The organism is Micromonospora sp. NPDC005194, from assembly GCF_040608335.1.
Taxonomy (GTDB): Bacteria; Actinomycetota; Actinomycetes; order Mycobacteriales; family Micromonosporaceae; genus Micromonospora.
In genome coordinates this window covers 1-26,932 of sequence record NZ_JBEXIA010000011.1, presented here as the reverse complement: position 1 = coordinate 26,932, position 26,932 = coordinate 1, and the positions used below count along the sequence as shown (strand labels likewise).

The following is a 26,932-nucleotide window of genomic DNA, read 5'->3' as shown; positions in this document are numbered from 1 at the left end:
TCGGGTGCCGTCCACCGCGCCGGCATCCGCGTAGGCACATTCCAGGGAGGTCCGCACCGGTGCTCGACCCACACGAGCTCTATCAGCTCACCGACGATCTGCCCGACCTCGGGCAGCCGGTCCTGGTCCAGGCCCTGACCGGGTTCGTGGACGCCGGCAACGCCAGCCGGCTGGCCCGCGAGCAGCTGCTCACCTCGCTCGAGGGGCGGCCGATCGCCACCTTCGACGTGGACCAGCTCTTCGACTACCGCTCCCGGCGACCGGTGATGACCTTCGTCGAGGACCACTGGGAGAGCTTCGACGCCCCCAAGCTGGAGCTGCACCTGCTCAACGACGACGACGAGACACCCTTCCTGCTGCTCACCGGCCCCGAGCCGGACCTGCAGTGGGAGCGGTTCACCGCCGCCGTCGCGGGGCTCGCCGCCCGCTTGGACGTACGGCTCACCGTCGGGCTCAACTCGATCCCGATGGCGGTGCCACACACCCGGCCGACCGGCGTGACCGCCCACGCCACCCGTCCGGAGTTGATCAGCGGGTACGAGCCCTGGCTGCAACGGGTCCAGGTGCCCGGCAGCGTCGGTCACCTGCTGGAGTTCCGCCTCGGCGAGCAGGGTCGCGACGCGCTCGGGTTCGCCGCGCACGTGCCGCACTATGTGGCCCAGACCGAGTACCCGGCCGCTGCCGAGGTGCTGCTGAGCGCGGTGTCGCGCAGCACGGGGCTGCTGCTGCCCGGCGACGGGCTGCGCTCGGCCGCCGAGGTGGTCCGGGTGGAGATCGACCGGCAGGTCGCCCAGACCGAGGACGCTGCCGCCCTGGTCCAGGCCCTGGAGGAGCAGTACGACGCGTTCGCCCGGGGTCGCGGCGAGCGGAACCTGCTCGCCCCCGACGCCGGTCCGCTGCCCACCGCCGACGAGCTCGGCGCGGAGCTGGAACGGTTCCTGGCCGAACAGACCCGTCCCGGCGACACCCCGGGCAGCTGACCCGGCGACACGGCACCGGATGCGGCAGGGTGGAGACATGCGCCTGGCGACCTGGAACGTGAACTCGGTGAAGGCCCGGCTGCCCCGGCTGTTGGAGTGGCTGGCCGGCACCGGGCCCGACGTCGTCTGCCTGCAGGAGACGAAGTGCCCGGACGGCGCGTTCCCGGTGGCCGAGGTGGGCGAGCTGGGCTACACCGTGGCCAGCCACAGCGACGGCCGCTGGAACGGGGTGGCGATCCTGTCCCGGGTCGGCCTGGACGACGTCCGCGTCGGCTTCGCGGGTGAGCCGGGCTTTCCCGCACCGGAGGCCCGGGCCATCTCCGCCACCTGCGGCGGGCTGCGGGTCTGGTCGGTGTACGTGCCCAACGGCCGGACGCCGGACGACCCGCACTACGCGTACAAGCTGGCCTGGTTCGCGGCGCTGCGCGACGCGTTGGAGGCGGAGCTCGCCGGTGGCCTGCCGCTGGCCGTCTGCGGCGACTTCAACGTCGCCCCGACCGACGCCGACGTCTGGGACCCGGCCGTCTTCACCCACTCCACGCACGTCACCCCGGCCGAGCGGGCCGCCCTGGCCGCGCTGCGCGACCTCGGGCTCAGCGACGTGGTGCCGACCCCGATGAAGGGGCCGCACCCGTTCACCTACTGGGACTACCGCGCCGGGATGTTCCACCAGAACAAGGGCATGCGAATCGACCTGGTGTACGCCTCGGCGCCGTTCACCCGGGCGGTCCGCTCGGCGTACGTGGACCGGGAGGCCCGCAAGGGCAAGGGCCCCTCCGATCACGCCCCGATCGTGGTCGACGCGGATCTGGTCCCCGCCGTCGAGGCGTTCTGAGCGCCGGCGCTGGCTAGGGTGGGCAGATGGCAGTCGTGAAGATCAACGCAATCGAGGTTCCGCCCGGCGCCGGCCCCGAGTTGGAGAAGCGGTTCGCGGCGCGGGCCGGCGCGGTGGAGAACTCCCCCGGCTTCCTCGGCTTCGAACTGCTCCGGCCGGTGTCCGGCGAGACCCGCTACTTCGTCTACACGAGGTGGGAGAGCGAGGAGGCGTACCAGGCCTGGGCCTCCGGCCCGTCGCGCGAGGCCCACGCCGCCGCCCCCGGCGACAAGCCCCGCCCGCCGGTCTCCACCGGCGCCAGCCTCCTGGAGTTCGAGGTGGCCCTGCACGTCCCCCAGCCCTGACCACCTCTGCCGACGATCCCGGGCTCGACGGAACCCGCCCGGGCGGCGACGTGCGCTGATAGCGTCCGGCCATGTTCGACGGGTTCGAAGAGTTCGCGATCTGGCGGGAGTGGGCCGACGACGTGCGCGGCGGGCCGGTGCCGGTCGGACACTTCATCCCGGAAGAGGCCCCCGACGAGACCACCCGCCAACTCCTGGACTTCCTGAGCTGACGCGGCCCGGCGGGCGCGGGTCAGGGCTTGCGCGACGACTGGAGGGTGGCGAAGGCGATCACGTTGTCGGCGTAGCCGGTACGACCGCCGATGAACTGGCCACCGCAGGTGATCAGCCGCAGGCCGGCGGGGCCGTCGTGGCCGTAGATCCGCTCGGCGGGCAGCCGGTCCTTCGGGAAGTGCTCGACGGTGTCGACCTTGAACACCACCGTCGACCGGTCCGCGCGGGCCACCTCGATCAGGTCACCGGGCTTCAGCTTGCCCAGGTCGTAGAAGACCGACGGGCCGCTCTTGGTGTCCACGTGCCCCACGATGACCGCCGGACCGGGCTCGCCGGGCGTCGGCCCACGGTCGTACCAGCCGGTCTCGTTGTGCCGTTCCAGCGGCGGTACGGCGATCGTGCCGTCCCGCGCCTGCCCGACGGGCGCCACCGGCGCCGCCACCTTGATCGCCGGGACGGTGAGCCGCACCGGGCGACTGGCCGACAACCCGACCGTCTCGCTGCGGGCCGGGCGGTCACCACCTGCCGGGGCCCAGTCGAACGGGCCGACCGAGCGGCCCAGTCCCGCCCCGGTGGCGAAGACGCCCGCCAGGACCAGCACCACCGCCAGCGGCACCGACCAGGGGCTACGGCCCGACGGACGGCTGCGCCGAGGAGCGACGGCGGTCGGCGGACGGGCGGCCACCGGTGGTCGGTCGGCGACCGGTGGCCGGTCGGCGGGGACACGCGAATCGCGCGCCGGACGCGAGCCCGCGGGCGGCTCTGCGTCGTCGGGCGACCACGAACTGGCGGGCGGGCGGGAACCCGGGGGCGGGCGGGAGCCGGCGGGCGGGGGTGTGGGGCGGAAGATTTCCATGGCGGGCTCAGCGGCGCGCGACGCCACGGACGGTACGGGGTCGACGCAGGGCCATCACGGCGAGGATCAGCCCGGTGATGGTCAACGCCGCGCCGCCGGGCAGCAGCAGGTTGCCGGTCATCCCCCCGGCGCTGCCACCGAAACCGGTGGCCGGGCCTCGGCTGGGCTGGGGCGACGGCACCTTCTTGACCACCTGGAGCATGGTCGACGCGGTCTCACCGTCGCGGCACTCCAACTTGACCCGGTAGTTGCCGGGGCGGGTGCGCTCGCGGACCATCGGCGCGGCGGTGAGCACGCCGCGCTGCGGTTGCACGCCGACCGCGCCGAACGCGTCGGAGACGACGGTGGCGCCCACCGAGTTGTCCCGACAGCTGGCCCGGATGCCGACCAGGTAGCCGGGCTGCACCGTGCTGGGGCTCACCTCGACGAAGACGTCCACCGGCGGAGCGGGCTGGGGCGCGCCTCCGGGTTGGCCCTCGGGCTGACCCCCGGGCGCCGGCGCGACGAGCACGAGCGGGCGGGCGACGGGCACGAGACCAGCGGAGACGAGCGCACCGGGCACGGCGGCGACGGAGACGAGGGCAGCCGGCGCGGCGAGCACCGACGCGGCGGCCACCGGACCGCCAGCGGCGTGTGCGGCGTGTGCGGGGAGGGCGGCCAGCAGGGGGCCGGCGAGCACGGTCACCATCGACAGGGTCACGCCGCCGCGGGTCACTGCCACGATGCCCCCTCTCGACGCCGTAGGACCGCGCCGGGCAGCGGACCGCCCGGCCTGCCGTACCAGATCGATCCTCTCATTACCGGTCGCACATCACATCCGATCCGCGGACGACGTCGCGTACGCTCGGGTCGCTGTGACCACCACCGACCCTGACCCCGCCACCGTCCCGCCCGCGGGCCGGACGATCCGCACCTTCCACCCCCGACGGGGCCGGATGAGCGGCCGCCAGACCGACGCGCTGGAGCGGCTCTGGTCGTCCTACGGCCGGGACGTGTCGGGCGAGCCCGTCGACCTGACCGCCCTGTTCGGCCGTCGGGCCCCGGTGGTGCTGGAGATCGGCTCGGGCATGGGCGACAGCACCGCCGCGATGGCCGCCGCCGACCCGGATCGAGATTATCTGGCGGTCGAGGTGCACACGCCGGGAATCGCGAACCTGCTCGACCTGGTGGACCGCAGTGACCTCGGCAACGTACGGGTGGCCCAGGGCGACGCGTTGGAGCTGGTCAGCGGCCTGCCGGAGGGCGTCCTGGACGCCGTGCACATCTTCTTTCCCGACCCCTGGCCGAAGGCCCGCCACCACAAGCGGCGGATCATCCAGCCGGCGCACGTGGCGCTGCTGCGCTCCCGGCTGGTCCCCGGCGGGACGCTGCACTGCGCGACCGACTGGGCCGAGTACGCCGAGGCGATGCGGGAGACCCTGGACGCGGACCCGGAGCTCGTCGACGCGTACGGCGGCTTCGCGCCGCGTCCGGCGCACCGCCCGGTGACGAAGTTCGAGCGGCGGGCGATCATCGCCGGGCGGCCGGTGGCCGACCTGATCTACCGCCGACGGTGACGAGCCGGCCCGGACGGGTGCCCGGCGGAGGTCGGGTTGGCGCGCGGGGGCATGATCCAGGCACCATGGATGGGATATGACGCTCACCGCCGCGCTGCCGACAAGCGCCGACCCCGACACCCTCTTCGACGCGTTCGCCAGTTGGGCGAAGGAGCGCGGCCTCGACCTCTATCCCCATCAGGAGGAGGCGGTCATCGAGATCGTCTCCGGTGCCAACCTGATCATGAACACACCCACCGGCTCGGGCAAGAGCCTGGTGGCCATCGCCGCGCACTTCGCGGCCCTCGCGGACAGCCGGACGACCTTCTACACCGCGCCGATCAAGGCCCTGGTGTCGGAGAAGTTCTTCGCGCTCTGCGAGGTCTTCGGCGCCGAGAACGTCGGCATGCTCACCGGCGACGCCAGCGTCAACGCCGACGCCCCGATCATCTGCTGCACCGCGGAGATCCTGGCCAACCTCGCGCTGCGCGAGGGCGCCAAGGCCGACGTCGGCCAGGTGATCATGGATGAGTTCCACTTCTACGCCGAGCCCGATCGGGGCTGGGCCTGGCAAGTGCCGATCATCGAGCTGCCGCAGGCCCAGTTCGTCCTGATGTCCGCCACCCTGGGCGACACCACCCGGTTCGTCGACGACCTGACCCGGCGCACCGGGCGGCCGACCGCCGTCGTGCGCTCGGTGGAGCGGCCGGTCCCGCTGATCTTCTCGTACGCGATGACCCCGCTGCACGAGACGCTCGAGGAGCTGCTGGAGACCAAGCAGGCCCCGGTGTACGTCGTGCACTTCACCCAGGCCGCCGCGCTGGAACGCGCCCAGGCGCTGATGAGCGTGAACGTCTGCACCCGCGCCGAGAAGGACATGATCGCCCAGGCGATCGGCGGTTTCCGGTTCACCTCCGGCTTCGGCAAGACGCTGTCCCGGTTGGTCCGGCACGGCATCGGCGTGCACCACGCCGGCATGCTGCCCAAGTACCGCCGGCTCGTGGAAACCCTCGCGCAGGCCGGCCTGCTCAAGGTCATCTGCGGCACCGACACCCTCGGCGTCGGCATCAACGTGCCGATCCGCACCGTGCTGTTCACCGGCCTGTCCAAGTACGACGGGGTGCGTACCCGGCTGCTCAAGAACCGCGAGTTCCACCAGATCGCCGGGCGGGCCGGCCGGGCCGGCTACGACACCATCGGCCGGGTCGTGGTGCAGGCCCCCGAGCACGTCATCGACAACGAGAAGGCGCTCGCCAAGGCCGGCGACGATCCGAAGAAGCGCCGCAAGGTGGTCCGCAAGAAGCCGCCGGAGGGCTCGATCGGCTGGGGCCAGCCCACCTTCGACCGGCTCGTCGACGCCGAGCCGGAGCCGCTGACCTCCAGCTTCGGAGTCAGCCACTCGATGCTGCTCAACGTCATCGGCCGCCCCGGGGACGCCTTCACGGCGATGCGGCACCTGCTCACCGACAACCACGAGGAGCCGGCCGCCCAGCGCCGGCACATCCGCCGGGCCATCGCCATCTACCGGGCCCTGCGCGCCGGCGGGGTGGTCGAGGAGCTGCCCGAGCCCGACGAGACGGGCCGGCGGATCCGCCTCACCGTCGACCTCCAGCTCGACTTCGCCCTCAACCAGCCGCTCTCCCCCCTCGCCCTGGCCACCATCGAACTGCTCGACGCCGAGTCCCCGTCGTACGCGCTCGACGTGCTGAGCGTGATCGAGTCGATCCTCGACGACCCCCGGCAGATCCTGTCCGCGCAGCAGTTCAAGGCCCGCGGCGAGGCCGTCGCCGCGATGAAGGCCGAGGGCATCGAGTACGAGGCCCGCCTCGAACTGCTCGACGAGGTGACCCACCCGAAGCCCCTCGCCGAGCTGCTGGAGGCCGCGTACGAGATGTACCGGCAGGGCCACCCGTGGGTCGCCGACCACCAGCTCTCCCCCAAGGCCGTCGTCCGGGACATGTACGAGCGGGCCATGACCTTCACCGAGTACGTGCAGTTCTACGGGCTGACCCGCTCGGAGGGTCTGGTCCTGCGCTATCTGGCCGACGCGTACAAGACGCTGCGCCAGACCGTGCCCGAGGACGCCAAGACCGAGGAGCTGATCGACCTCATCGAGTGGCTCGGCGAGCTGGTCCGCCAGGTCGACTCCAGCCTCATCGACGAGTGGGAGCGGCTGCGCAACCCGTCCGACGTGGCCGAGGTCGCCCAGGCGCACGCCTCCCTGACCGACCGGCCACCGGCGGTGACCCGCAACGCGCGGGCGTTCCGGGTGCTGGTGCGCAACGCGCTGTTCCGCCGGGTCGAGCTGGCCGCGCTGCGCCGCTGGGACCTGCTCGCCGAGCTGGACGCCGAGGACGGCTGGGACTACGACGCGTGGGCCGACGCCCTCGCGCCGTACTTCGAGGCGTACGACTCGATCGGCGTCGGGCCGGACGCCCGTGGCCCGGCGCTGCTGATGATCGAGCAGGGCCGGGAGCGGTGGACCGTCCGGCAGATCTTCGACGACCCGGACGGCGACCACGACTGGGGCATCAGCGCGGAGATCGACCTCGTCGCCTCGGACGAGGTCGGGGCGGCGGTCGTCCGGATCACGGACGTCGGCCAGCTCTGACGCGTCGCCGCCCGTCAGACGGTGAACCAGATCCGACGGCGACGAGCCACGACGAACAGGGTCGCGCCCGCGACCAGCAGCAGACCGGCGGCGGCGAGCACGCCGCCGGTCCACTGACCGGTCACCGGCAGGCCGCCTCCCCCGCCGTCGGCACAACCGGCGGGCTGCTCCCACCTGTACGGACCGTTGAGGTGGCTGGCCTGCGGATCGAACGCGTCCGACCGAAGCGCGACGGCCAACCCCGCGACGGCCGGGAAGGACACGTCGACGGTGGTGCCCATTTCGACGAGCCGCCGCTGCTCCGGGCCGTGGTTGGGATTGAAGAGGACCAACGAGTTCACACCGACATTCGGTCCCGACACCGCGATGACGAGCTTTTCGCAGGTCGAGCGGGCACGGATGTCCGGGACGACGCAGTGACCCGGATCGAACTCCCAGGAGTACACGGCGAACGCCTCGCTCGCGCCCGCGACGGTCACCGAGAAGAAGTCGTATCCCCGGGGAACCACGATGCCCTTCGCCGTCGCTCCCGGCGCCAGCGAGACGGTTCGTGAGTAGCCCTTGGGGTAGGTCGCGAGCACCACATCGACCGTCCGCCCGGCGGGCGGGTTAGCCAGGTCGACCAGCACGGTGCCGTCGCACCGAGGCTGGAAACTGGCCGTCGGATCGGTGGGCGGCTGCCCGCACCTGCCATCGAGCGGGGCGCCAGCGGCGACGCCAGACGTCTCGGAGTAACCGTCGTCCCACTGCACCCACACGGCCAGGTCGGCGAAGGTGGCGGTGCCCGGCAGGGTCTGGGTGCCGGTCACCGGCTTGCCCAGGGAATGCGGGAAGACGCCTTCGGGGCTGGCAGCGATGGGGTCGATGCTGGTGTCGGGCGGATACACCTCGACCTTGACGAACCGGTATCGCGTCGCGTCGGTCGAGGCGGTCTCGGCAAGGACGGTCCACTGGATCTGGTAGGTGCCGTCGGCCATGCACCGTGCCTCGTGGTTGACGGTGAAACCCGGGGGATCTGCGTTCGCCGTGGGCATGAAGGCCAGCGTCCCGGCGAGGCTGACCACAACCGCCCCGAGGGCAGCCAGTGCTCGCCGTCGCCACGATCGGACATTGATCACGGATGCTCCTGCGATGAGGTGAGCGGGAGTGGATCGACCCGGCCGGCGCGACGCCCTGATGCCGGATACGGGTGCCCCTACGCCGCGTCACTCCGGGATGGGAACGGCCGGTGAGCTCGGGCAGATGCTACCGCCGAAGACCCACCGACAGTGACCCGTGTCACTCACCCGACCGGACGAAACGTCCTGTTTCCAGGGCGCGGCTGTCCGGTCCCGCAGGTAATTGGCCAGCAGTCGTGGCGTCGGCCAGGACTGGGACAACTCGGCGCGGACGCCGTACCCCATGCCACCCCGAGCAGCTGAGCCGCCGGGGGCGCGGCGCGGAACTGAACAGCCATCCGCCTTCCAGGCGCTCACCGAACCGTGATGATCACGATCTCGACTGGAACACTAGAGTAAGGGGATGACAGAGGACCGGCCCCTTACCTTGTGGGCGGGACGCGCGGCCGCGCTGCTGGGCATCGTGCTCGTCGCGCTCACCCTGCGCCAGACGGTTGCGGTGATGTCACCGATCCTCGGTGACATCCGGGTGGACATCCCGATATCGAACATCGGCGCCGGGCTGCTCGGCACGTTGCCACCGATCCTGCTGGCGGTATCGGGGTTCGCCGCGCCGCGCGTCGCCCGCGGCATCGGCCTCGACGGCGGCATCGTGCTGGCGCTGCTGCTCATGACCGTCGGCCATCTCGTGCGCGCGGCCGCCCCGGACTACGCGGTGCTGCTCGTCGGCAGTGTCGTCGCGCTCGCCGGCACGGGCATCGGCAATGTGCTGCTGCCGCCGATCGTGCGGCGCTACTTCCCCGACCGGGTAGCGCTGCTGACCGCCGTCTACGTCTGCATCCTGGGCGTGAGCACGGCCCTGCCCGCGGCGGTCGCCGCCCCGGTCGCCGAGCAGGTCGGGTGGCGGTTCTCGCTCGGCATCTGGGCGGCGAGCTCGGGGGTCGCGCTCGTTCCGTGGCTCGTCACCATCGCGCGGGAGCGCCGCCGCCGACTCCCGGATGCCGACGCCGTCGAGTCCTCGCCCACCACCCTCGTCACGCGACTGTGGCGGTCCCGCACGGCCCTATCGATCACCGTCGTGTTCTCGACCAGCACGATCCTTACCTACGCGTGTTTCGCGTGGCTGCCCGAGATCCTCGGCGACATCGCCGGCTCGACGCCGACCGAAGCCGGTGCGCTGCTCGCCGTCACCGGCATCATCAGCGCGCCCATCGCGCTCGTTGCGCCCCTGCTCGTCACGCGGCTGCAGGGTGTCGGCCGGCTAATCGCCGCCGGTATCGCCAGCTTCGCGCTCGGCTACCTCGGCCTGCTGCTCGCGCCCGCGACCCTCACACTGCTCTGGGTGCTGCTTATCGGCTCGGGTTCGATCCTGTTCCCGGTCAGCCTCGTGCTCATCAACGTACGCACCCGAACCCAGGCCGGCACCGTCGCGCTGAGCGGCTTTGCCCAGGGGGTCGCGTACGCGCTCGGCGCGCTCGGTCCACTGCTCGTCGGCCTGCTGCACGACGTGAGCGGCGGGTGGACCCTTCCGCTGCTGTTCCTGCTCGCCGTCGCCCTCGTGGCGGCCATCCCGGCGTTCACGCTGGCCAAGCCCACGTTCGTCGAGGACGAGCTCTCCCGCCCGTAATCCAGCCGAGGATCATGATCATGATCATGGTTCGATGAGCGCCTCTTCGTCCTCTCTCAAGCGCGCCGCGCCGTGATGTCCATCCTCGCTAACCGAGCCCTGGACGAAGGCCTGACCACGGGGCTGCTATCCGCCACCGCCGACGGGCGAGGGCTCTACTCCGCTCTGGGCTGGCAGATCCGCGGCGAACCGGCCGGAGCGTTCCGACCGGAATGACCAGGCCGGACGGCGCCCACCCCGGCGCACCGGCTTCCGTCGATGCCGATCTTGAAGTTAGCCCGGACCTGCCTCTGTCGCGGGCAGCATCTCCGGGACGGTGCCGCTGGCCACCTTCGATCGGACTGGCCACCTATCGGCGGACGGGACAGCGGTCCACCCCTCAACTTCGCTGGGCAATGTCAGACCTGTCGATTAGAATGTATGTACTAATAAAGATCCTGACCTGGGAGGACGCCCGTGACCGCGCCCACCTCCACGCCCATCACCCCCTACGCCACACTGCTCGGTTTCACCCGCTACGTCGACCGCACCGGCCCCACCAAGGCGACCTTCGTCGGCGGGCTGCGCAAGCAGCGCGCCAGCCGGTCCGGCTTCAACCCGCACGGCCAGTTCGTCAAGGCGCTCAAGGCCGACATCGCCTTTCACACCGGCGGCACCCACCTGACCGGGGTGGTTGACGTGGTCAAGCCGCGCTGGCGCCCGCTCTACCAGTCGCTGGTCCCCGGCGCCACGGCCTGGCTGCACTCCCTCGGCGAGCCGGCCGCCGTCGATCTCGCCCAGACCCGCGACGCCCTGGCCATGCTGGGCGACCTACCCGTCAAGATCAACCCCCATTTCGGGGTACGCCACGCCGACGGCCGCGCCGAAGCGGTCCGCCTGCACTTCGACGAGGCCCCGCCGACCGAGGAGTCGGTGCTCGCCACCCTGCACCTGATGGCCCGACACATGGACGCGGTCCTTCCGCACGCCGAGCCGGTCCTGGTCGACGTCCGCCGAGGCCAGGCCCACCGCACACCCGCCGACGCCAAGCCCGACCAGATCGAACGATGGCTCTCCGGCGAAGCCGCCGCCTTCCGCGCCATCTGGTCCACCGCCGCCTAACGACCCACCCCCGCCGCGCCCGCCTCCCAGACCCACATTCACCAAGATCCGCGCAACTTCAGGGATGCTGCTGCTTCAGGATGTCGGGAGGCAGCAAGAACCCCGAAGTTGCGCGGATCTTGGCGTTCCGGAAGCGGCGAGGGGTTATCCACAGGGGCTGCCAACGGGCAGTTCCGGCGGTCAGGGTGACCTCATGCCTGTTTCCCCACGACGGCCGGCGAGGCTGCAGGGGCGCGTCTTCCGCGGCTCTCACGTCGTCGCTCAAGGCCTGCTCACCCGGACGGAGTTGCGCAGCGCGGCATGGCGCCCCATGTTTCGGGACGTGTACGCGGATGCCAACCTGACGCTCACCCATCGCACTCGCTGCGCCGCCGCGGCACGGTGGGTGCTGCCACCGGGCGTGGTGATCGCTGGCCGCAGCGCGGCAGTGCTCTACGGCGCCGCATCGGCCGCCGACGCGCAGCCCGTGGAGGTGCTCGTGCCCGCCGGTCAGCGATTCGGGCCGGTATCGGGGTTCGTCGTGCACACCGGCACGCTCGCCAGCACCGACGTGGCGGTACGCCAGGGCGTCCCGCTGACCACGCCGACGCGCACCTGTTGGGATCTGGCCCAGTGGCTGCCGACAGAGGAGGCCGTCGCCATTGTGGACCGCTTTGCCCACCAACACCTGGTGGATCTCGCCCAACTGCACACGGACGCCCGAGCGCAGATCGGTAAGCGGGGCTGGAGAAGCATGGCAAGGGTGGTCGAGCTGGCCGACGCCGGGGCGGAGTCGATGCCGGAGTCCCGACTGCGGGTGCGGATCGTGCTCGCCGGGGTCACTACTCCCGTGACCCAGTTCGTCGTGGAGCGCGACGGGAAGTTCCTGGCTCGTCTCGACCTGGCCTGGCCGCATCTCAAAGTGGCAGTCGAGTACGACGGATTGTGGCACCACGATCCCGAGCAGTTCCACCGCGACCGGCGTCGCCTCAACCGTCTGCTCGGTGAGGACTGGATCGTTCTGCACGTCACCGCGAAGCGATTCCGCGAGGACTTCGCCGGCTTCCTGACCGAACTCCGCCAAGCCCTGGCTTCTCGCGCCGGTGCCCACCCCCGCTGACCGCAACGGCCAAGATCCGCGCAAATTCAGGGATCCTGCTGCCTCGCGATCTGGTGAGGCAGCAGTTTCCCCGAAACTGCGCGGATCTTGGGGCCGCGATTGCGTGGGCACCCGCGTCGGGGGGCTTTGTCAGGCGGCGGGGAGGTACTTGGCCAGGTCGTCGAGGATCTTGTTGGCCGCGCCGACGCCGATGCCGGTCATCCAGACCTCGTCGGAGACCGGGTACGCCTTGCCGGCCTTGACCGCGCCGAGGCCCTTCCAGAGAGTGCCGCCGGCCACCTTGGCCTGCTCGGCAGCGGCCTTGTCGCCGTACGCGGTCACGAAGATGACGTCGCCGTCGACCTCGTTGATCCGCTCGGGGCTGACCAGGTCGAAGCGCTTGTCCTCCTTGTTGGCGAGCAACTGCCGCTCGGGGCGGCCGAGGCCGGTGTCGCCGATGACGATGCCGGAGAAGGAGTCCGGGCCGTACACCCGGATGTTGCCCGGGATGAACCGCACGATCGACACCTTGCGCGCGGCGGGGTCGCCGAGGGTGGCGCCGAAGTCCTTGGCCCGCTTCTCGTACGCGCCAAGCAGGTCCTTGGCCTGCTGCTCCCGGCCGAGCGCCTTGCCGTCGAGGAGGAAGTTGTCCTTCCAGGTGATGCCCACCTTGTCGGTGAACACGGTGGGCGCGATGGCGGCCAGCTCGTCGTAGAACTTCTCCTGGCGGAACTTGCTGCCGAGGATGAGGTCCGGCTTGAGTGCGTTGATCGCCTCCAGGTCGGGCTCGGTGAGCACCCCGACCTCCTTGATGCCGGCGAGCTTGTCCGCGCCGAAGTACGTCGGCCAGCTCTTCGCCTCACCGGCGGTGGCGGCGCCGACGGGGGTGATGCCCAGCGAGAGCGCCGTGTCGATCTTGTCGGTGTCGAGCACGACGACGCGCTTGGGGTCGGCCGGGACCTTGGTGGTGCCCATGGCGTGGGTGATCTCCCGGGTCTCCCCGGTGGCGGAGCCGGCGACCGGGTCGCTCTCACCGCAGGCGGTGAGGCCGGCCCCGAGGGCGACGGCCGCGGCGAGAGCGGCGACGAGACGACGCATCAGAGTCCTTTCGAGGGGTACGTGCCGGCGAGCGGGGTCGCCGCGTCGCCGGTGGCGGGTCGGGCGTCCGGGACGGACGCCGTCGACGAATCGGGGTCGCCCGCGTCAGCGGACGCGGCAACCGAGTCGCCCGCGTCAGCGGACGGGGCACCAGGGCCCGACGGCCGGGCGGCGGGGCCGCCGGTGTGCGCGGGCACCACGAGCGGCGCACCGGTCACCGGGCAGGGGACGACGACGCAGGCCAGCCCGAAGACGTCCCGGACCAGGTCCGCGGTGAGGATCTCCCGGGGCGGCCCGGCGGCCACCACCGCGCCGGCGCGCATCGCGATCAGGTGGTCGGCGTAGCGGGCGGCCTGGTTGAGGTCGTGCAGCACGGCGACCACGGTGCGGCCGCGCTCGACGCGTAGCCGGTGCAGCAGGTCCAGCACCTCCACCTGGTGGGCCAGGTCGAGGAAGGTGGTCGGTTCGTCCAGCAGCAGGGCGTCGGTGTCCTGGGCCAGGGTCATGGCGATCCACACGCGTTGCCGCTGGCCGCCGGAGAGGCTGTCCACCGGCCGGTCGGCCAGGTCGGCCACGTCCGCCATGGTCATCGCCTCGTCCACCGCCGCGCCGTCGGACGACGACCACTGCCGCCACCACCGCTGGTACGGCTGTCGGCCGCGCCCGACCAGGTCGGCCACGGTGACGCCCTCGGGCACCAGCGGGCTCTGCGGCAGGACGCCGAGCCGACGGGCCACGTCGCGGGTGGGCAGGTCACGGATGGCGGCGCCGTCCAGCAGGACCGTGCCGCGTCGCGGGGTGAGCAGCCGGGCCATCGTGCGCAGCAGGGTGGACTTGCCGCAGGCGTTGGGGCCGACGATGACGGTGAACGCGTCGGTCGGCAGGTCCAGGGTGAGCCCGTCGAGCACGGTCCTCTCGTCGTAGCCGACGACCAGGTCGCGGGTGGAGAGCATCACACGACTCCTTGAGGGCGTCACGACGACGGCCGCCGTCCACGAAGCAACAGGAAGATCAGGTACGGGCCGCCGATCGCGGCGGTCAGCACACCGGCCGGCAGTTGGGTGGGTGCGAACAGCCGCCGACCGGCCAGGTCGGCCAGCACCAGCAGCAGCGCGCCGAGCAGCGCGGCGCAGACCAGCGGGGGCCGTTCGGCGCGGACCAGCCGGCGGGCCAGTTGAGGTGCGACGAGCGCCACGAAGTCGACGGCGCCGACCTGGGCGGTGACCATGGCGGCGACGAGCACGCCGGTGCCGGCGAGCCCGATCCGGCGGGCCACCGGACGCAGCCCGACGCCGCGCGCGGTGTCGTCGTCCAGGGCGGTGCTGTTCAGGGCCCAGCCGGCCCAGGCCAGCACCGGCAGCAGCACCAGCAGGGTGCCGGCGATCCAGCCGGCCTCGGTCCAGCCCTTGCCGGCGAGGGTGCCGATCAGCCAGATCTGCGCCCGCAGGCCGTCGATCGGGTCGGCGGTGAGCATGACCACCTCGGTGAGCGCCCGGAAGGCGAACGCGACCGCCACGCCGGCGAGGACGAACCGCTGCGCGGCCAGTCCGTGCCGGGCGCCGAGGGCGAACAGCAGCACCGCCGCCAGCAGGCCGCCGACCAGCGCGCTCGGCGCCACCAGCACCGCCGCCGCACCGCTGGTCAGCGCCACGGTCGCGGCGAGGCCGGCGCCCTGGGTGATGCCGATGACGTCCGGGCTCGCGAGCGGGTTGCGCGCCACGCTCTGGATCAGCGTGCCGGCCACGCCGAAGGCCGCCCCGGCCACCGCAGCCAGCACGATCCGGGGCAACCGCAGATCAAGGACAACGAGGTCGTACGGGGTGCCAGCGCCGGAGAGCGCGCGCAGCACGTCGGCCGGGGCGACGTACGGGGTGCCCAGGGACAGGCTGAGCAGCATCGCGAGCAGGAGCAGCACGGTCAGCGCGGCGGCGACCAGCACCGCCCGGCGGCGGATCTGCAGGCTGACCGGGCCGACCCGCAGCAGTGACCGCCCCGGCAGCCGTGCGGAGCCGCCACCGGCCGAGGCGGCGGGGCCGGCCGGGCCGGGGACCGGGCGCTGGGTGGTCGTCACGCGGTCACCACCCGGGCGCGGCGGACCAGCACGGCCAGCAGCGGCGCGCCGAGCAGGGCGGTGATGATCCCGGCCGGTATCTCGCCGGGCGGGGCGACGAGTCGGCCGACGACGTCGGCGCCGAGCAGCAACGCGGGCCCGAGCAGGGCGGAGACGGCGAGGGTCCAGCGGTGGTCCGCGCCGACCAGGGCGCGGGCCAGGTGCGGCACGGCCAGCCCGACGAAGGCGACCGGTCCGGCGGCGGCCACCGCGGCGCCGGTCAGCAGCACCGCGGCGAGGCCACCGGTGAGGCGGACCAGCCCGATGCGGTGGCCCAGCCCTCGGGCCACGTCGTCGCCGAGAGCCAGCGCGTCCAGGCCCCGGGCCACCAGCGCCGCCAGCAGCAGCCCGACGAGGACGAACGGCAACACCTGGGCGGTGACGCCGAGGTCCCGGCCGGCCAACCCGCCGACGACCCAGAACCGGTACTCCTCGAAGGTGCGGGCGTCGATACTGAGCAGCGCGTACACCCCGGAGGCGAGACTGGCGTCGAGCGCCGCGCCGACCAGCGCGAGGGTGACCGGGCTCGCGCCCTCGCGGGCCCGGCTGGCGATGGCGAAGACCAGCAGCCCGGCGACCAGTGCCCCGGCGATGCCGAACCAGACGTAGCCGGCGAGTGTGCCGACGCCGAAGACGGAGATGGCGAGCACCACGCCGAACGACGCGCCGGCGCTGATGCCGAGGATGCGGGGCTCGGCGAGGGGGTTGCGGGTGAGCGCCTGGAACAGCACCCCGGCCACGGCGAGCGCGAGCCCGACAGCGAGGCCCAGGGCGGTACGCGGCATGCGCAGTTCCCGGACGATCGTGCTCGCGTCGCTGCCGTCCGGCGCGACGAGGGCGTGCCAGACCGCATCCACACCGAGTGGCCGGCTGCCCAGCGCGAAGCTCGCCAGCACGGCGAGCAGCAGCACCAGTGCCGCCCCGACGGTGACGGCCACCCGTCGGCCGGTACGGGCACCGGACCGGTTGCGGGCCGGCGTCGGCCGGTCGACGAGGGTGGTCACGAGTCTCCTGCACGTTCGAGCTTAGGTTCGCCTAACCTTAGCCGACCTGCAGAAAGTGACCTAACCGGCGTCGGTCGATACCGAAGCGGACGCCTCCGGTTCGCGCCGTCCCCGGCCGCCGCGCCCATCGCGCCATAGGGTGTGACCATGCGATTCGACCAGCACACGGTCGTCCTCCTGGTCCGGCCGTCGGATCCGCCGGACCTGCCACCGGAGGCGATCGACCGGGTGCAGAGCGCCCACCTGGCCCACCAGGCGGGGTTCGTGGAGCAGGGGCTGGTGCTGGCGGCCGGGCCGTTCCTGGACGCCGACGACGGCCAGCTACGGGGCTTCGTCGTGTTCTCGATCTCCCCGGACGAGGTGCGCGCGCTCTACGCCGACGATCCGGCCGTCCGCGCCGGCCTGCTCGTCGCACGGGTGACGAGTTGGATGGTGCCGGAGGGCAACGTGCGGTTCGAGAGCGTGCCGATGCCCCGGTCGATGCTGGAGGCGGCCTCCGGCGACTGAGGCCAGCCGAGCTCGTCAGCCGAGCAGGCCCTCGATCGGGACCACCCGCAGGTCGTCCCCCTCGCCGACGATCACCCGCAGCGACGGAAAGTAGGCGGCGAGCACCTGCCCGCACCGGTCGCACGGCTCGACGACCTCGCGTCCCCGGTCGGTGACCGTGACGATCGTCTCCAACTCGGTCACGCCCTGCGTGGCGGCGGTGCCGATCACGACCAGTTCCGCGCAGATGTCCCCTTTGTCGTGCTGGACGTTCACGCCGGAGAACACCCGCCCGTCGGCGGTCCGGGCGGCCGACGCGCCGGTATGGCGCTGGCTGCGGCACCGCAGTTTGGCGACCGCCGTGGCGGCCTGCACCAACGCCCGGTCGGTGTCCCGCAGCTCCATCCCGGCCCCCCAGCGCTCGACGTCGGCCGCAACTCTAGACGGCCGTCCCCGCGCTGCCGCACCCCTCGCGCGGTAACCCAGGGGCGATCCGCCGCCGCGCTGCCTATCCTTGGGCACGACATGCAGAATCCAGCCGCCTCCGCCGCGACCGATCCCGTCCGCGAGCTGCACCGCCGCCTCACTCCCCTGATGTTCCGCGACCAGCGCCGGCTCCAGCGGCGCCTCGACGGTGCCCGCAAGCTGCGCGACCCGCAGCGCCGGGAGGCGGCGCTGACCGAGATCACCGCCGAGCTGACCCGGGCCGAGCAACGGCTGGCTGCCCGGCGGGCGGCGGTGCCGGTGATCACGTACCCGGCCGGGTTGCCGGTCAGCGAGCGCAAGGACGACATCGCCGCCGCCATCCGTGATCACCAGGTGGTGATCGTGGCCGGCGAGACCGGCTCCGGCAAGACGACCCAGATCCCCAAGATCTGCCTGGAGCTGGGGCGCGGGGTGCACGGCCTGATCGGGCACACCCAGCCTCGGCGGTTGGCCGCCCGGACGGTGGCCGACCGCATCGCCGACGAGCTGGGCACCGAGCTGGGTGACGTGGTCGGCTACAAGGTGCGCTTCACCGACCAGGTCAGCGAGCGCAGCCTGGTCAAGCTGATGACCGACGGCATCCTGCTGGCCGAGTTGCAGACCGACCGGATGCTGCGCCAGTACGACACGTTGATCATCGACGAGGCGCACGAGCGCAGCCTCAACATCGACTTCATCCTCGGGTACCTGCGGGAGCTGCTGCCCCGGCGTCCCGACCTCAAGGTGATCATCACCTCGGCGACCATCGAGACCGACCGCTTCGCCCGGCACTTCGCCGGCCCGCCCACGGCCGACGAGCCGCAGGGCGTGCCCGCGCCGGTGGTCGAGGTCTCCGGGCGCACCTACCCGGTGGAGGTGCGCTACCGGCCGCTGGTCGAGGTCGCCGACGGCGAGGAGGAGGGCGACGGCGACGAGGAGAACGTCCGCGACCAGATCCAGGCGATCGGCGACGCCGTCGAGGAGCTGGCCGCCGAGGGCCCCGGCGACATCCTGGTCTTCCTCAGCGGCGAGCGGGAGATCCGCGACACCGCCGACGCGCTGGGCAAGCTGGTACAGAAGAAGCGCTCCCTGCTCGGCACCGAGATCCTGCCGCTGTACGCCCGGCTGTCCAGCGCCGAGCAGCACCGGGTCTTCGCCGCGCACAGCTCGCGCCGGGTGGTGCTCGCCACCAACGTCGCGGAGACCTCGCTGACCGTGCCCGGGATCAAGTACGTGGTCGACCCGGGCACCGCCCGCATCTCCCGCTACTCCAGTCGGCTCAAGGTGCAGCGGCTGCCGATCGAGCCGGTCTCCCAGGCGTCGGCCAACCAGCGCAAGGGCCGCTGCGGGCGGACGTCCGACGGCATCTGCATCCGCCTCTACGACGAGCAGGACTTCCTGTCCCGCCCCGAGTTCACCGACCCGGAGATCCTGCGCACCAACCTGGCGTCGGTCATCCTCCAGATGACCGCGATCGGGCTCGGCGACCTGGCGGCGTTCCCGTTCATCGACCCGCCGGACAAGCGCAACATCACCGACGGCGTCAACCTGCTGCACGAGCTGGGCGCGCTGGACCCGACCGAGGCCGACCCGGCGAAGCGGCTCACCGCGCTGGGCCGGCGGCTGGCCCAGCTACCGGTCGACCCCCGCCTGGCCCGGATGGTGGTCGAGGGCGAACGCAACGGTTGCGCCACCGAGGTGCTGGTGATCGCCGCCGCGCTCTCCATCCAGGACCCGCGCGAACGGCCGGCGGAGAAGCAGGCCCAGGCCGACCAGGCGCACGCCCGGTTCGCCGACAAGGAGTCGGACTTCGTCGCGTACCTCAACCTGTGGCGCTACCTGCGCGAGCAGCAGCGGGAGCTGTCGTCCAGCGCGTTCCGCCGGATGTGCAAGGCGGAGTACCTGAACTACCTGCGGATCCGCGAGTGGCAGGACATCGTCAGCCAGTTGCGCCAGGTGCTGCGTACCCCGGCGGAGAGCGACCGGCGGGGTGGGCGGCCGGCGCGCGACACCTCGGACGAGGCGGATGCCGGCCGGGGCCGGCGCGGTGGCGCGGACCTGCCGGAGGAGATCGACACCCCGAAGGTGCACCAGTCGCTGCTGCCGGGTCTGCTGTCGCACATCGGGCTGAAGGACACCCAGAAGCACGAGTACCTGGGAGCGCGGGGCGCGAAGTTCGCGCTCTTCCCCGGCTCGGCATTGTTCAAGAAGCCGCCGCGCTGGGTGATGGCCGCCGAGTTGGTGGAGACCTCCCGGCTCTGGGGCCGCATCGCCGGCCGGGTCGAGCCGGAGTGGGTCGAGCCGCTCGCACAACACCTGGTCAAGCGCAGCTACAGCGAGCCGCACTGGGAGAAGAAGCAGGCCGCGGTGATGGCCTACGAGAAGGTCACCCTGTACGGCGTCCCGCTGGTCACCTCCCGCAAGGTCAACTTTGGGCGGATCGACCCGACGCTGAGCCGGGAGTTGTTCATCCGGCACGCCCTCGTGGAGGGCGACTGGCAGACCCACCACCAGTTCTGGGCGGACAACAAGCGGCTGCTCGCCGAAATCGAGGAGCTGGAGAGCCGGGCGCGACGCCGGGACATCCTGGTCGACGACGAAACCATCTTCGGCTTCTACGACCAGCGGATTCCGGCCGACGTGTCCTCCGGCCGGCACTTCGACAGCTGGTGGAAGAACACCCGCCGGGACCAGCCCGACCTGCTCACCTTCACCCGCGAACTGCTCATCAACGACGGCCGGGCCGGGGTGGACGAGAGCGACTACCCCGACGAGTGGCAGGCCGACGGGGTGAGTCTGCCGCTGACCTACCGCTTCGAGCCGGGCACGCCGACCGACGGTGTCACCGTGGACATCCCGCTGCCGCTGCTCAACCAGGTGCCGGCGGAGACGTTCGACTGGCAGGTGCCGGGGCTGCGCGAGGAGACGGTGATCGCGCTGATCCGCTCGCTGCCCAAGGCGATCCGCCGCAACTTCGTGCCGGTGCCGGACTACGCGCGGGCCGCGCTCGCCGCGATCACACCCGGCGAGGAGCCGTTGCTGGACGCGCTCACCCGCCAACTGCGGCGGATGACCGGCGTCACCGTGCCCCGCGACGCCTGGGAGCCGGGCAAGCTGCCGGCACACCTGCGGGTCACCTTCCGGGTGCTCGACGCCGACGAGAAGCCGGTCGCCGAGGGCAAGGACCTGCCGGCCCTGCAACGCCAACTGCGCCAGGAGGTACGCCAGGTGGTGGCGGCCGCCGCGCCGGAGGTCGCCCGGACGGGGCTGCGCGAGTGGAGCATCGGCACCCTGCCTCGGACCATCGAGCAGGTGCGCGCCGGTTACGCGGTGACCGCGTACCCGGCGCTTGTCGACGAGGGTGCCACGGTCGGGGTGAAGGTGTTCGACTCCCCCGCCGAGGCGGAGGCGGCGCACTGGGCGGGTACCCGCCGGCTGCTGCGGCTCACCGTGCCGTCCCCGGCCCGGTTCCTTCAGGGCCGGCTCAGCAACGAGGCGAAGCTGGCGCTGAGTCGCAACCCGCACGGCGGCGTGCAGGAGCTGATCGAGGACGCGGCGGGCGCGGCCATCGACCGGCTGATCGAGGACGCCGGTGGCCCGGCGTGGGACGCCGAGGGGTTCGCGGCGCTGCGCGAGAAGGTTCGCGCCGACCTGGTCGACACTGTCGTCGAGGTGATGGACCGGGTCCGCCGGGTCCTCGCCGCCGCGTACGCCGTCGAGCAGCGACTCGGCGCCACCCGCAACCTCGCCGTGGTGGCCGCGCTCGCCGACATCCGCAAGCAGCTCGCCGGGCTGGTGCACGCCGGTTTCATCACCGAGACCGGGTACGCCCGCCTGCCCGACCTGCTGCGCTACCTGACCGCCATCGAGCGCCGGCTGGACCGCCTGGGCGGCAACCCCCAGCGGGACCGGCAGCAGCAGGACCGGATCGCGGCGGTGCAGAAGGAGTACGACGACCTGCTCGCCGCCCTGCCGCCGGCACGCCGGCAGGAGGCGGCCGTCCGGCAGATCCGCTGGATGATCGAGGAGTTGCGGGTGAACGTCTTCGCCCAGGCGCTGGGCACCCCGTACCCCGTCTCCGAACAGCGGATCTACCGGGCGATGGACGACGCCGAGGGCCGCTGAGACCGACGGACCGGCCGGACGCGACGGCGGCCGGCCGGGCCTGAGGGCTTCACAGTGGTTCCACGCCGGGCGGCAGCTCGCCCCGGTCGATCGCCGACTGGATGTAGTCGAGCAGGATCCGCCGCAGTTCCCGACCCGCGTGGGTCGGCACGATGTCGCGGCGGCGGGCCACCGCGATGGTCCGCCGCACCCCGGGCGGAGCGAGGGGCGTGATCCGCACGCCCGGCCTGCGGGCCAGCACGATGCCCGGCACGAGCGCGATGCCCAGCCCCGCCTCGACGAAGCTGAGCACCGCGTCCATCTCACCGCCGTCCACCGCGAAGCTCGGTTCGAAGCCCGCCTCGCGGCACGCCTGGATGGTTGCGTCGCGCAGGTCGTAGCCCTCTCGGAACATCACCATCGGCTGGTCGCGCAGGTCGGTGATGCGCAGCTCGCCGGTCGGCGACGCGGTGGGCACCTCCCCCACCGAGGCCACCACCAGGCTCTCCCGCAGGATCGGGTCGACCCGCAGGCCCGGGTCCGCGCCCTGGGCCGGCATGATGATCAGGGCCAGGTCGAGGTCACCGCGGAGCAGGTTCCGGACGAGATCCTGCGAGCCGCCCTCCTCGACGCGCAGGTCGACGGTGGGATGCGCGTCGCGGAACCGGCGCAGCACCGGCGGGGCGAGCGAGGTGGCGAGGCTCGGGGTCGCGCCGAGCCGGACGCGACCCCGCCGGAGCCCGACCAACTCCTGCACCTCCCGGGTCGCGGTCTCCACGTCGGCGAGGATCCGGGTCGCCAACGGCAGGAGCACCTCGCCGGCCGCGGTGAGGGCGATGTTGCCCCTTACCCGCTCGAACAGCGGCGCTCCGAGGTCGGTCTCCAGGGCGTGAATTTGCTTACTGAGAGAAGGCTGAGTGATGCCGACGATGTCGGCGGCTTGGGTGAAATGTCGTACTTCGGCCACCGCAACGAAGTACCGGAGCTGATGGAGCTGCATCTACATAGCCTAAAGCTATTAATGCTACGAGTTTGATGCATTGGACGACTGATCGAAGTGCTCCTAGCGTCGGTCCCGTGGTAATGACGAAAACTCGGTCGCCCATTCGCTCGAACGTCGGCCTCAAGGCCGTCATGGCGGTGACGGGCATCCTGCTGGTGCTGTTCCTGATCGCGCACATGCTCGGGAACCTGAAGGTGTTCACGGGGGAGACCTCGTTCGACCACTACGCGCACTGGCTGCGCGACATCGGCAAGCCGCTGCTGCCCGGTGTCTGGTTCCTCTGGATCCTGCGCACCGTCCTCGTGGTGGCCGTCGTCGCCCACATCTGGGCCGCCACCGTGCTGGCGTTGCGCGCCCGCGCCGCCCGACCGGTGAAGTACGCCCACCGCAAGAAGGTCCGGGGCAGCTACGCGGCCCGCACCATGCGCTGGGGTGGCGTGATCATCCTGCTGTTCGTGATCTACCACCTCCTGGACCTGACCACCGGCACGCTCAACCCGGTCGGCAACGAGGGCAAGCCCTACGGCAACGTCGTCGCCGACTTCGCGCCGGAGCGCTGGTACGTCACGCTCTTCTACACCCTGGCGATCGTCACGCTCGGCTTCCACCTGCGCCACGGCGCGTTCAGCGCGTTCCGCAGCCTCGGCCAGCAGACGCCCCGGGGCGAGCGTCGGGCGCGCAACGCCGCGCTCGTCTTCGCCGTGGTGCTCTGCGCCGGATACCTGGTGGTCCCGTTCGCCGTTCTCACCGGATTGGTGTCCTGACATGGAACTCTTCACCCAGGGCGACCCGATCGCCGACACGAAGGCTCCCGCCGGCCCGATCGAGAAGCGCTGGGAGACCCGGCGCTTCGAGGCCAAGCTGGTCAACCCGGCCAACCGCCGCAAGATGACCGTGATCGTGGTCGGCACCGGCCTGGCCGGCGGCTCGGCCGCGGCGACGCTGGCCGAGCAGGGCTACCACGTCAAGTCCTACTGCTACCAGGACAGCCCGCGCCGGGCGCACTCGATCGCCGCGCAGGGCGGCATCAACGCCGCGAAGAACTACCGCAACGACGGCGACTCGGTGCACCGGCTGTTCTACGACACCGTCAAGGGCGGCGACTTCCGCTCCCGGGAGTCGAACGTGCACCGCCTGGCCGAGGTGTCGGTCAACATCATCGACCAGTGCGTCGCCCAGGGCGTGCCGTTCGCCCGCGAGTACGGCGGCCTGCTGGACACCCGATCCTTCGGTGGCGCCCAGGTGCAGCGCACCTTCTACGCCCGGGGTCAGACGGGCCAGCAGCTGCTGCTCGGCGCGTACCAGGCTCTGGAGCGGCAGATCGGCCTGGGCAACGTCGAGATGAACTCCCGGCACGAGATGCTGGAGCTGGTCATCGTCGACGGCAAGGCCCGCGGCATCGTCGTCCGGGACCTGGTCACCGGCGAGATCAGCACCGAGATGGCCGACGCGGTCGTGCTCGCCTCCGGCGGCTACGGCAACGTCTTCTACCTCTCTACCAACGCCAAGGGCTGCAACGTCACCGCCACCTGGCGGGCGCACCGCAAGGGCGCGTACTTCGCCAACCCCTGCTACACGCAGATCCACCCGACCTGCATCCCCGTCTCCGGCGACCACCAGTCGAAGCTGACGCTGATGAGCGAGTCGCTGCGCAACGACGGCCGGGTCTGGGTGCCGAAGACCAAGGGCGACGACCGCAACCCGCGCGACATTCCGGAGGACGAGCGGGACTACTACCTCGAGCGGATCTACCCCTCCTTCGGCAACCTGGTCCCCCGCGACATCGCCTCCCGCGCCGCGAAGAACGTGTGCGACGAGGGTCGGGGCGTCGGGCCGACCAAGCTCGGCGTCTACCTCGACTTCGCCGACGCGATCGGCCGGCTGGGCCGCAACGCCATCGAGGCAAAGTACGGCAACCTCTTCGAGATGTACGAGCGGATCACCGGCGAGGACCCGTACGAGGTGCCGATGCGGATCTACCCCGCCGTGCACTACACGATGGGCGGCCTGTGGGTCGACTACGACCTCCAGTCGAGCATCCCGGGCCTGTTCGTGATCGGCGAGGCGAACTTCTCCGACCACGGCGCGAACCGCCTCGGCGCCTCGGCGCTGATGCAGGGCCTGGCCGACGGCTACTTCGTGCTGCCCACCACGATCGCCAACTACCTGGCCTCGGGCCCGCTGGAGAAGGTCGACGCCAGCCACCCGGCGGCGGTCGAGGCGCGTACCGACGTCGAGGACCGGATCCAGCGGCTGCTGGCCGTCAACGGGGACCGGACCGTGGACTCCTTCCACCGTGAGCTGGGCCAGATCATGTGGGAGCACTGCGGCATGGAGCGCAGCGAGGCCGGGCTGCGCAAGGCGATCGGCGAGATCCGCGACCTGCGCGACGCGTTCTGGCAGCGGGTCAAGGTGTCCGGCACGGGCGAGGAGCTGAACCAGTCGCTGGAGAAGGCCGGCCGGGTAGCCGACTTCTTCGAGCTGGCCGAGCTGATGTGCATCGATGCCCTGCACCGCGAGGAGTCCTGCGGAGGGCACTTCCGGGCCGAGCACCAGACCCCCGACGGTGAGGCGCAGCGCGACGACGACCGGTTCGCGTACGTGGCGGCCTGGGAGTTCACCGCCACCGGTGAGCCCTCGGTCCTGCACAAGGAAGACCTGAAGTTCGAATACGTCCACCCCACGCAGCGGAGCTACAAGTGAACCTGACCCTGCGCATCTGGCGCCAGAAGGGCCCTGAGGACAAGGGTCGGATGGTGACCTACCCGGTCAACGACGTGTCCCCGGACATGTCGTTCCTGGAGATGCTCGACGTGCTCAACGAGCGGCTGATCCTCGACGGCGAGGACCCGGTGGCGTTCGACCACGACTGCCGCGAAGGCATCTGCGGCATGTGCGGCCTGATGATCAACGGTGACGCGCACGGGCCGCAGCGCGGCACCACCGCCTGCCAACTGCACATGCGGCAGTTCACCGACGGCGAGACGATCGACATCGAACCGTGGCGGGCCAGCGCCTTCCCGGTCATCAAGGACCTGGTGGTCAACCGGGGCGCCTTCGACAAGATCATCGCTGCCGGTGGCTACATCACCGCGCCGACCGGCAGCGCACCCGAGGCGCACTCCACCCCGGTCGCCAAGGCCAACGCGGACGCCGCCTTCGAGTCGGCCGCCTGCATCGGCTGCGGCGCGTGCGTGGCGGCCTGCCCGAACGGCTCCGGCATGCTCTTCACCGCCGCCAAGCTCACCCAGCTCTCGCTGCTGCCGCAGGGCCAGCCGGAGCGCTACACCCGGGTGATCGGCATGGTCGACGCGCACGACGAGGCCGGTTTCGGCGGCTGCACCAACGCCGGCGAGTGCACGGTGGTCTGCCCGAAGGGCATTCCGCTGAACACGATCGGCCGGCTCAACCGCGACTACCTCGCGGCCACCACGAAGGGCGGCAACACCCCCGGCTCCTGACCCGCCGCCCCGGCCAACCCGGCCCTTTCTAGCCACTCCTGGCCACCCCTGACCGCCGTGCCCCGACCCTCGGGGCACGGCGGTCAGGCGTTCGGTGGGCACCCGCCGAACGCAGCGACCGTCCCGGTCCGACTCCGGCCCGCCCCGCCCCGGCCCTGGCCCGGTGGGCCTGGCCCGAGCGCAAGATCCACTCCATATCGCCGATGCGGCGGTATCCGAGGGCTGGGATGCCGCCGCATCGGCGAAACGGAGTCGATCATGCCGCCGCACCCTCGGCGTACGTGCCGCTTCGGTCCAGCGCGGTTGACAAAAAGGGTGAATGCCCGCGATTTTCGCCACCTCCGGGGGCGTTAGACGGGCAGCACGACCAGATCGACTCGGGTTCCAGGAAGTCGGGCTGTCCCGGCGCCCACGACACCCCGACTTCCTGGAACCCGAGTCGATCAAGAGGCGACCGCCTTTCCATCGGGGCAGGAGCACATTGCGGCCACCCCCGCACGCGCCAGCGACCACCGCGCCCAGCGACGAACACACCGACAGCCGCCCAGCCCGGACCACGAACGGCCAACCCAACCCCGACCGCACGGACGGCAACCCAACACGAACCACGAACGGCCACGCCAGCCCGAACGCACGCAGGACCCAGCCCAGACCACGAACGGCGCCAGCAGCGAGCACACGCACCAGGACCCGCCCCGACCACGAACGGCACGCCAACCCGAACGCACGCACGACCCAGCCCACTCCACGAACGGCGTCAGCAGCGAACGCACGGACGGCGACCAGCGCGGGCTGGGGGCGACCGTGTCCGGCGCAGGGATCAAGCCTGACCGCCCGGAGCCGGGCCCGGTCGCCCCCCCCCCCCACCCCCCCCACCCCCACACCCCCCCACCCAGGCAACCC

The 26,932-nt window shown here is 71.8% G+C and carries 23 protein-coding genes; 14 read left to right on the top strand and 9 right to left on the bottom strand.

Annotated features, from left to right (window positions below):
* The first annotated feature begins 59 nt into the window (after nucleotides 1–59).
* The 4 genes from ABZU53_RS11870 (at nucleotide 60) to ABZU53_RS11855 (ending at nucleotide 2,371) form a co-directional block, all read left to right on the top strand.
* Nucleotides 60–980 carry a PAC2 family protein gene (locus tag ABZU53_RS11870; RefSeq protein WP_354858309.1) on the top strand — a complete coding sequence of 307 codons (921 nt, stop codon included), beginning with the start codon at nucleotides 60–62 and terminating at the stop codon, nucleotides 978–980.
* Between the two features lie 37 nt (nucleotides 981–1,017).
* Nucleotides 1,018–1,815, top strand: a complete 798-nt coding sequence (locus ABZU53_RS11865) for an exodeoxyribonuclease III (protein ID WP_354858311.1) — start codon at nucleotides 1,018–1,020, stop codon at nucleotides 1,813–1,815.
* 26 nt (nucleotides 1,816–1,841) lie between these two features.
* Nucleotides 1,842–2,159, top strand: coding sequence for an antibiotic biosynthesis monooxygenase (locus ABZU53_RS11860; protein ID WP_354858312.1), 318 nt, complete (start codon nucleotides 1,842–1,844; stop codon nucleotides 2,157–2,159).
* A gap of 71 nt (nucleotides 2,160–2,230) precedes the next feature.
* Nucleotides 2,231–2,371, top strand: coding sequence for a hydrolase (locus tag ABZU53_RS11855; protein WP_354858314.1), 141 nt, complete (start codon nucleotides 2,231–2,233; stop codon nucleotides 2,369–2,371).
* Nucleotides 2,372–2,391: 20 nt separating this feature from the next.
* Here the strand turns inward: ABZU53_RS11855 and ABZU53_RS11850 are convergent, their stop codons facing one another.
* Nucleotides 2,392–3,057, bottom strand: a complete 666-nt coding sequence (locus ABZU53_RS11850) for a class F sortase (RefSeq protein ID WP_355065584.1) — start codon at nucleotides 3,055–3,057, stop codon at nucleotides 2,392–2,394.
* Between the two features lie 178 nt (nucleotides 3,058–3,235).
* Nucleotides 3,236–3,952, bottom strand: coding sequence for a hypothetical protein (locus tag ABZU53_RS11845; protein ID WP_354858356.1), 717 nt, complete (start codon nucleotides 3,950–3,952; stop codon nucleotides 3,236–3,238).
* 211 nt (nucleotides 3,953–4,163) lie between these two features.
* On the opposite strand from ABZU53_RS11845, the gene trmB reads away from it, so the two are divergent.
* Nucleotides 4,164–4,784, top strand: a complete 621-nt coding sequence (gene trmB / locus ABZU53_RS11840) for a tRNA (guanosine(46)-N7)-methyltransferase TrmB (RefSeq protein WP_354858358.1) — start codon at nucleotides 4,164–4,166, stop codon at nucleotides 4,782–4,784.
* A 76-nt stretch (nucleotides 4,785–4,860) separates the two neighbouring features.
* Entirely contained in the window at nucleotides 4,861–7,374 is a 2,514-nt protein-coding gene (locus ABZU53_RS11835; protein ID WP_355065582.1) for a DUF3516 domain-containing protein, read from the top strand.
* Between the two features lie 14 nt (nucleotides 7,375–7,388).
* Here the strand turns inward: ABZU53_RS11835 and ABZU53_RS11830 are convergent, their stop codons facing one another.
* Nucleotides 7,389–8,492, bottom strand: a complete 1,104-nt coding sequence (locus ABZU53_RS11830; RefSeq protein ID WP_355065580.1) for a hypothetical protein — start codon at nucleotides 8,490–8,492, stop codon at nucleotides 7,389–7,391.
* Nucleotides 8,493–8,895: 403 nt separating this feature from the next.
* On the opposite strand from ABZU53_RS11830, the gene ABZU53_RS11825 reads away from it, so the two are divergent.
* The 3 genes from ABZU53_RS11825 to ABZU53_RS11815 all read left to right on the top strand — a co-directional run bounded on the left by ABZU53_RS11825 (nucleotide 8,896) and on the right by ABZU53_RS11815 (nucleotide 12,319).
* On the top strand, nucleotides 8,896–10,119 hold the full coding sequence (locus tag ABZU53_RS11825) for an MFS transporter (RefSeq protein ID WP_355065578.1): 1,224 nt from the start codon (nucleotides 8,896–8,898) through the stop codon (nucleotides 10,117–10,119).
* A gap of 456 nt (nucleotides 10,120–10,575) precedes the next feature.
* Entirely contained in the window at nucleotides 10,576–11,220 is a 645-nt protein-coding gene (locus ABZU53_RS11820; protein ID WP_354858325.1) for a hypothetical protein, read from the top strand.
* Nucleotides 11,221–11,284: 64 nt separating this feature from the next.
* Nucleotides 11,285–12,319 carry a hypothetical protein gene (locus tag ABZU53_RS11815; RefSeq protein WP_355065576.1) on the top strand — a complete coding sequence of 345 codons (1,035 nt, stop codon included), beginning with the start codon at nucleotides 11,285–11,287 and terminating at the stop codon, nucleotides 12,317–12,319.
* A gap of 129 nt (nucleotides 12,320–12,448) precedes the next feature.
* Here ABZU53_RS11815 and ABZU53_RS11810 read toward each other — a convergent pair whose 3' ends face one another.
* The 4 genes from ABZU53_RS11810 to ABZU53_RS11795 are packed head-to-tail and all read right to left on the bottom strand — an operon-like array spanning nucleotide 12,449 to nucleotide 16,510.
* Complete coding sequence (locus tag ABZU53_RS11810; RefSeq protein WP_355065575.1) at nucleotides 12,449–13,396, bottom strand: iron-siderophore ABC transporter substrate-binding protein; 948 nt, start codon at nucleotides 13,394–13,396, stop codon at nucleotides 12,449–12,451.
* Entirely contained in the window at nucleotides 13,396–14,349 is a 954-nt protein-coding gene (locus ABZU53_RS11805; RefSeq protein WP_355065573.1) for an ABC transporter ATP-binding protein, read from the bottom strand. The genes ABZU53_RS11810 and ABZU53_RS11805 overlap by 1 nt, the downstream gene beginning before the upstream one ends.
* A gap of 20 nt (nucleotides 14,350–14,369) precedes the next feature.
* A complete protein-coding gene (locus ABZU53_RS11800) occupies nucleotides 14,370–15,467 on the bottom strand; it encodes an iron ABC transporter permease (protein WP_355065571.1) in 1,098 nt (365 codons plus the stop codon).
* Nucleotides 15,464–16,510, bottom strand: a complete 1,047-nt coding sequence (locus ABZU53_RS11795; RefSeq protein WP_354858335.1) for an iron ABC transporter permease — start codon at nucleotides 16,508–16,510, stop codon at nucleotides 15,464–15,466. Before ABZU53_RS11795 ends, ABZU53_RS11800 begins: the two co-directional genes overlap by 4 nt.
* Nucleotides 16,511–16,657: 147 nt before the next feature.
* On the opposite strand from ABZU53_RS11795, the gene ABZU53_RS11790 reads away from it, so the two are divergent.
* On the top strand, nucleotides 16,658–17,017 hold the full coding sequence (locus ABZU53_RS11790) for a YciI family protein (protein ID WP_354858338.1): 360 nt from the start codon (nucleotides 16,658–16,660) through the stop codon (nucleotides 17,015–17,017).
* Nucleotides 17,018–17,032: 15 nt separating this feature from the next.
* On the opposite strand, the gene ABZU53_RS11785 is transcribed toward ABZU53_RS11790, so the two are convergent.
* Nucleotides 17,033–17,401, bottom strand: coding sequence for a cytidine deaminase (locus tag ABZU53_RS11785; protein ID WP_354858340.1), 369 nt, complete (start codon nucleotides 17,399–17,401; stop codon nucleotides 17,033–17,035).
* Between the two features lie 120 nt (nucleotides 17,402–17,521).
* Between ABZU53_RS11785 and hrpA the strand changes: the two genes are divergently transcribed.
* Nucleotides 17,522–21,586 carry an ATP-dependent RNA helicase HrpA gene (gene hrpA, locus ABZU53_RS11780; RefSeq protein ID WP_355065569.1) on the top strand — a complete coding sequence of 1,355 codons (4,065 nt, stop codon included), beginning with the start codon at nucleotides 17,522–17,524 and terminating at the stop codon, nucleotides 21,584–21,586.
* 49 nt (nucleotides 21,587–21,635) lie between these two features.
* Here the strand turns inward: hrpA and ABZU53_RS11775 are convergent, their stop codons facing one another.
* Nucleotides 21,636–22,565: a LysR family transcriptional regulator gene (locus tag ABZU53_RS11775; protein WP_354858343.1), complete on the bottom strand. Its 930-nt coding sequence runs from the start codon at nucleotides 22,563–22,565 to the stop codon at nucleotides 21,636–21,638.
* Nucleotides 22,566–22,648: 83 nt separating this feature from the next.
* Between ABZU53_RS11775 and ABZU53_RS11770 the strand changes: the two genes are divergently transcribed.
* The 3 genes from ABZU53_RS11770 to ABZU53_RS11760 are packed head-to-tail and all read left to right on the top strand — an operon-like array spanning nucleotide 22,649 to nucleotide 26,029.
* Nucleotides 22,649–23,332: a succinate dehydrogenase cytochrome b subunit gene (locus ABZU53_RS11770; RefSeq protein ID WP_354858344.1), complete on the top strand. Its 684-nt coding sequence runs from the start codon at nucleotides 22,649–22,651 to the stop codon at nucleotides 23,330–23,332.
* A 1-nt stretch (nucleotide 23,333) separates the two neighbouring features.
* Complete coding sequence (locus ABZU53_RS11765) at nucleotides 23,334–25,271, top strand: fumarate reductase/succinate dehydrogenase flavoprotein subunit (RefSeq protein ID WP_355065567.1); 1,938 nt, start codon at nucleotides 23,334–23,336, stop codon at nucleotides 25,269–25,271.
* Complete coding sequence (locus ABZU53_RS11760; RefSeq protein WP_355065566.1) at nucleotides 25,268–26,029, top strand: succinate dehydrogenase/fumarate reductase iron-sulfur subunit; 762 nt, start codon at nucleotides 25,268–25,270, stop codon at nucleotides 26,027–26,029. Before ABZU53_RS11765 ends, ABZU53_RS11760 begins: the two co-directional genes overlap by 4 nt.
* The last annotated feature ends 903 nt before the right edge of the window (nucleotides 26,030–26,932 follow it).

Coding starts and splice junctions, on each gene's coding strand:
- ABZU53_RS11865 (WP_354858311.1), top strand. CDS start 1,018: ATGCGCCTGGCGACCTGGAACGTGAACTCGGTGAAGGCCCGGCTGCCC.
- ABZU53_RS11860 (WP_354858312.1), top strand. CDS start 1,842: ATGGCAGTCGTGAAGATCAACGCAATCGAGGTTCCGCCCGGCGCCGGC.
- ABZU53_RS11855 (WP_354858314.1), top strand. CDS start 2,231: ATGTTCGACGGGTTCGAAGAGTTCGCGATCTGGCGGGAGTGGGCCGAC.
- trmB (WP_354858358.1), top strand. CDS start 4,164: ATGAGCGGCCGCCAGACCGACGCGCTGGAGCGGCTCTGGTCGTCCTAC.
- ABZU53_RS11835 (WP_355065582.1), top strand. CDS start 4,861: ATGACGCTCACCGCCGCGCTGCCGACAAGCGCCGACCCCGACACCCTC.
- ABZU53_RS11825 (WP_355065578.1), top strand. CDS start 8,896: ATGACAGAGGACCGGCCCCTTACCTTGTGGGCGGGACGCGCGGCCGCG.
- ABZU53_RS11815 (WP_355065576.1), top strand. CDS start 11,285: ATGCTGCTGCTTCAGGATGTCGGGAGGCAGCAAGAACCCCGAAGTTGC.
- ABZU53_RS11810 (WP_355065575.1), bottom strand. CDS start 13,396: ATGCGTCGTCTCGTCGCCGCTCTCGCCGCGGCCGTCGCCCTCGGGGCC.
- ABZU53_RS11805 (WP_355065573.1), bottom strand. CDS start 14,349: ATGCTCTCCACCCGCGACCTGGTCGTCGGCTACGACGAGAGGACCGTG.
- ABZU53_RS11790 (WP_354858338.1), top strand. CDS start 16,658: ATGCGATTCGACCAGCACACGGTCGTCCTCCTGGTCCGGCCGTCGGAT.
- ABZU53_RS11785 (WP_354858340.1), bottom strand. CDS start 17,401: ATGGAGCTGCGGGACACCGACCGGGCGTTGGTGCAGGCCGCCACGGCG.
- hrpA (WP_355065569.1), top strand. CDS start 17,522: ATGCAGAATCCAGCCGCCTCCGCCGCGACCGATCCCGTCCGCGAGCTG.
- ABZU53_RS11775 (WP_354858343.1), bottom strand. CDS start 22,565: ATGCAGCTCCATCAGCTCCGGTACTTCGTTGCGGTGGCCGAAGTACGA.
- ABZU53_RS11770 (WP_354858344.1), top strand. CDS start 22,649: ATGACGAAAACTCGGTCGCCCATTCGCTCGAACGTCGGCCTCAAGGCC.
- ABZU53_RS11765 (WP_355065567.1), top strand. CDS start 23,334: ATGGAACTCTTCACCCAGGGCGACCCGATCGCCGACACGAAGGCTCCC.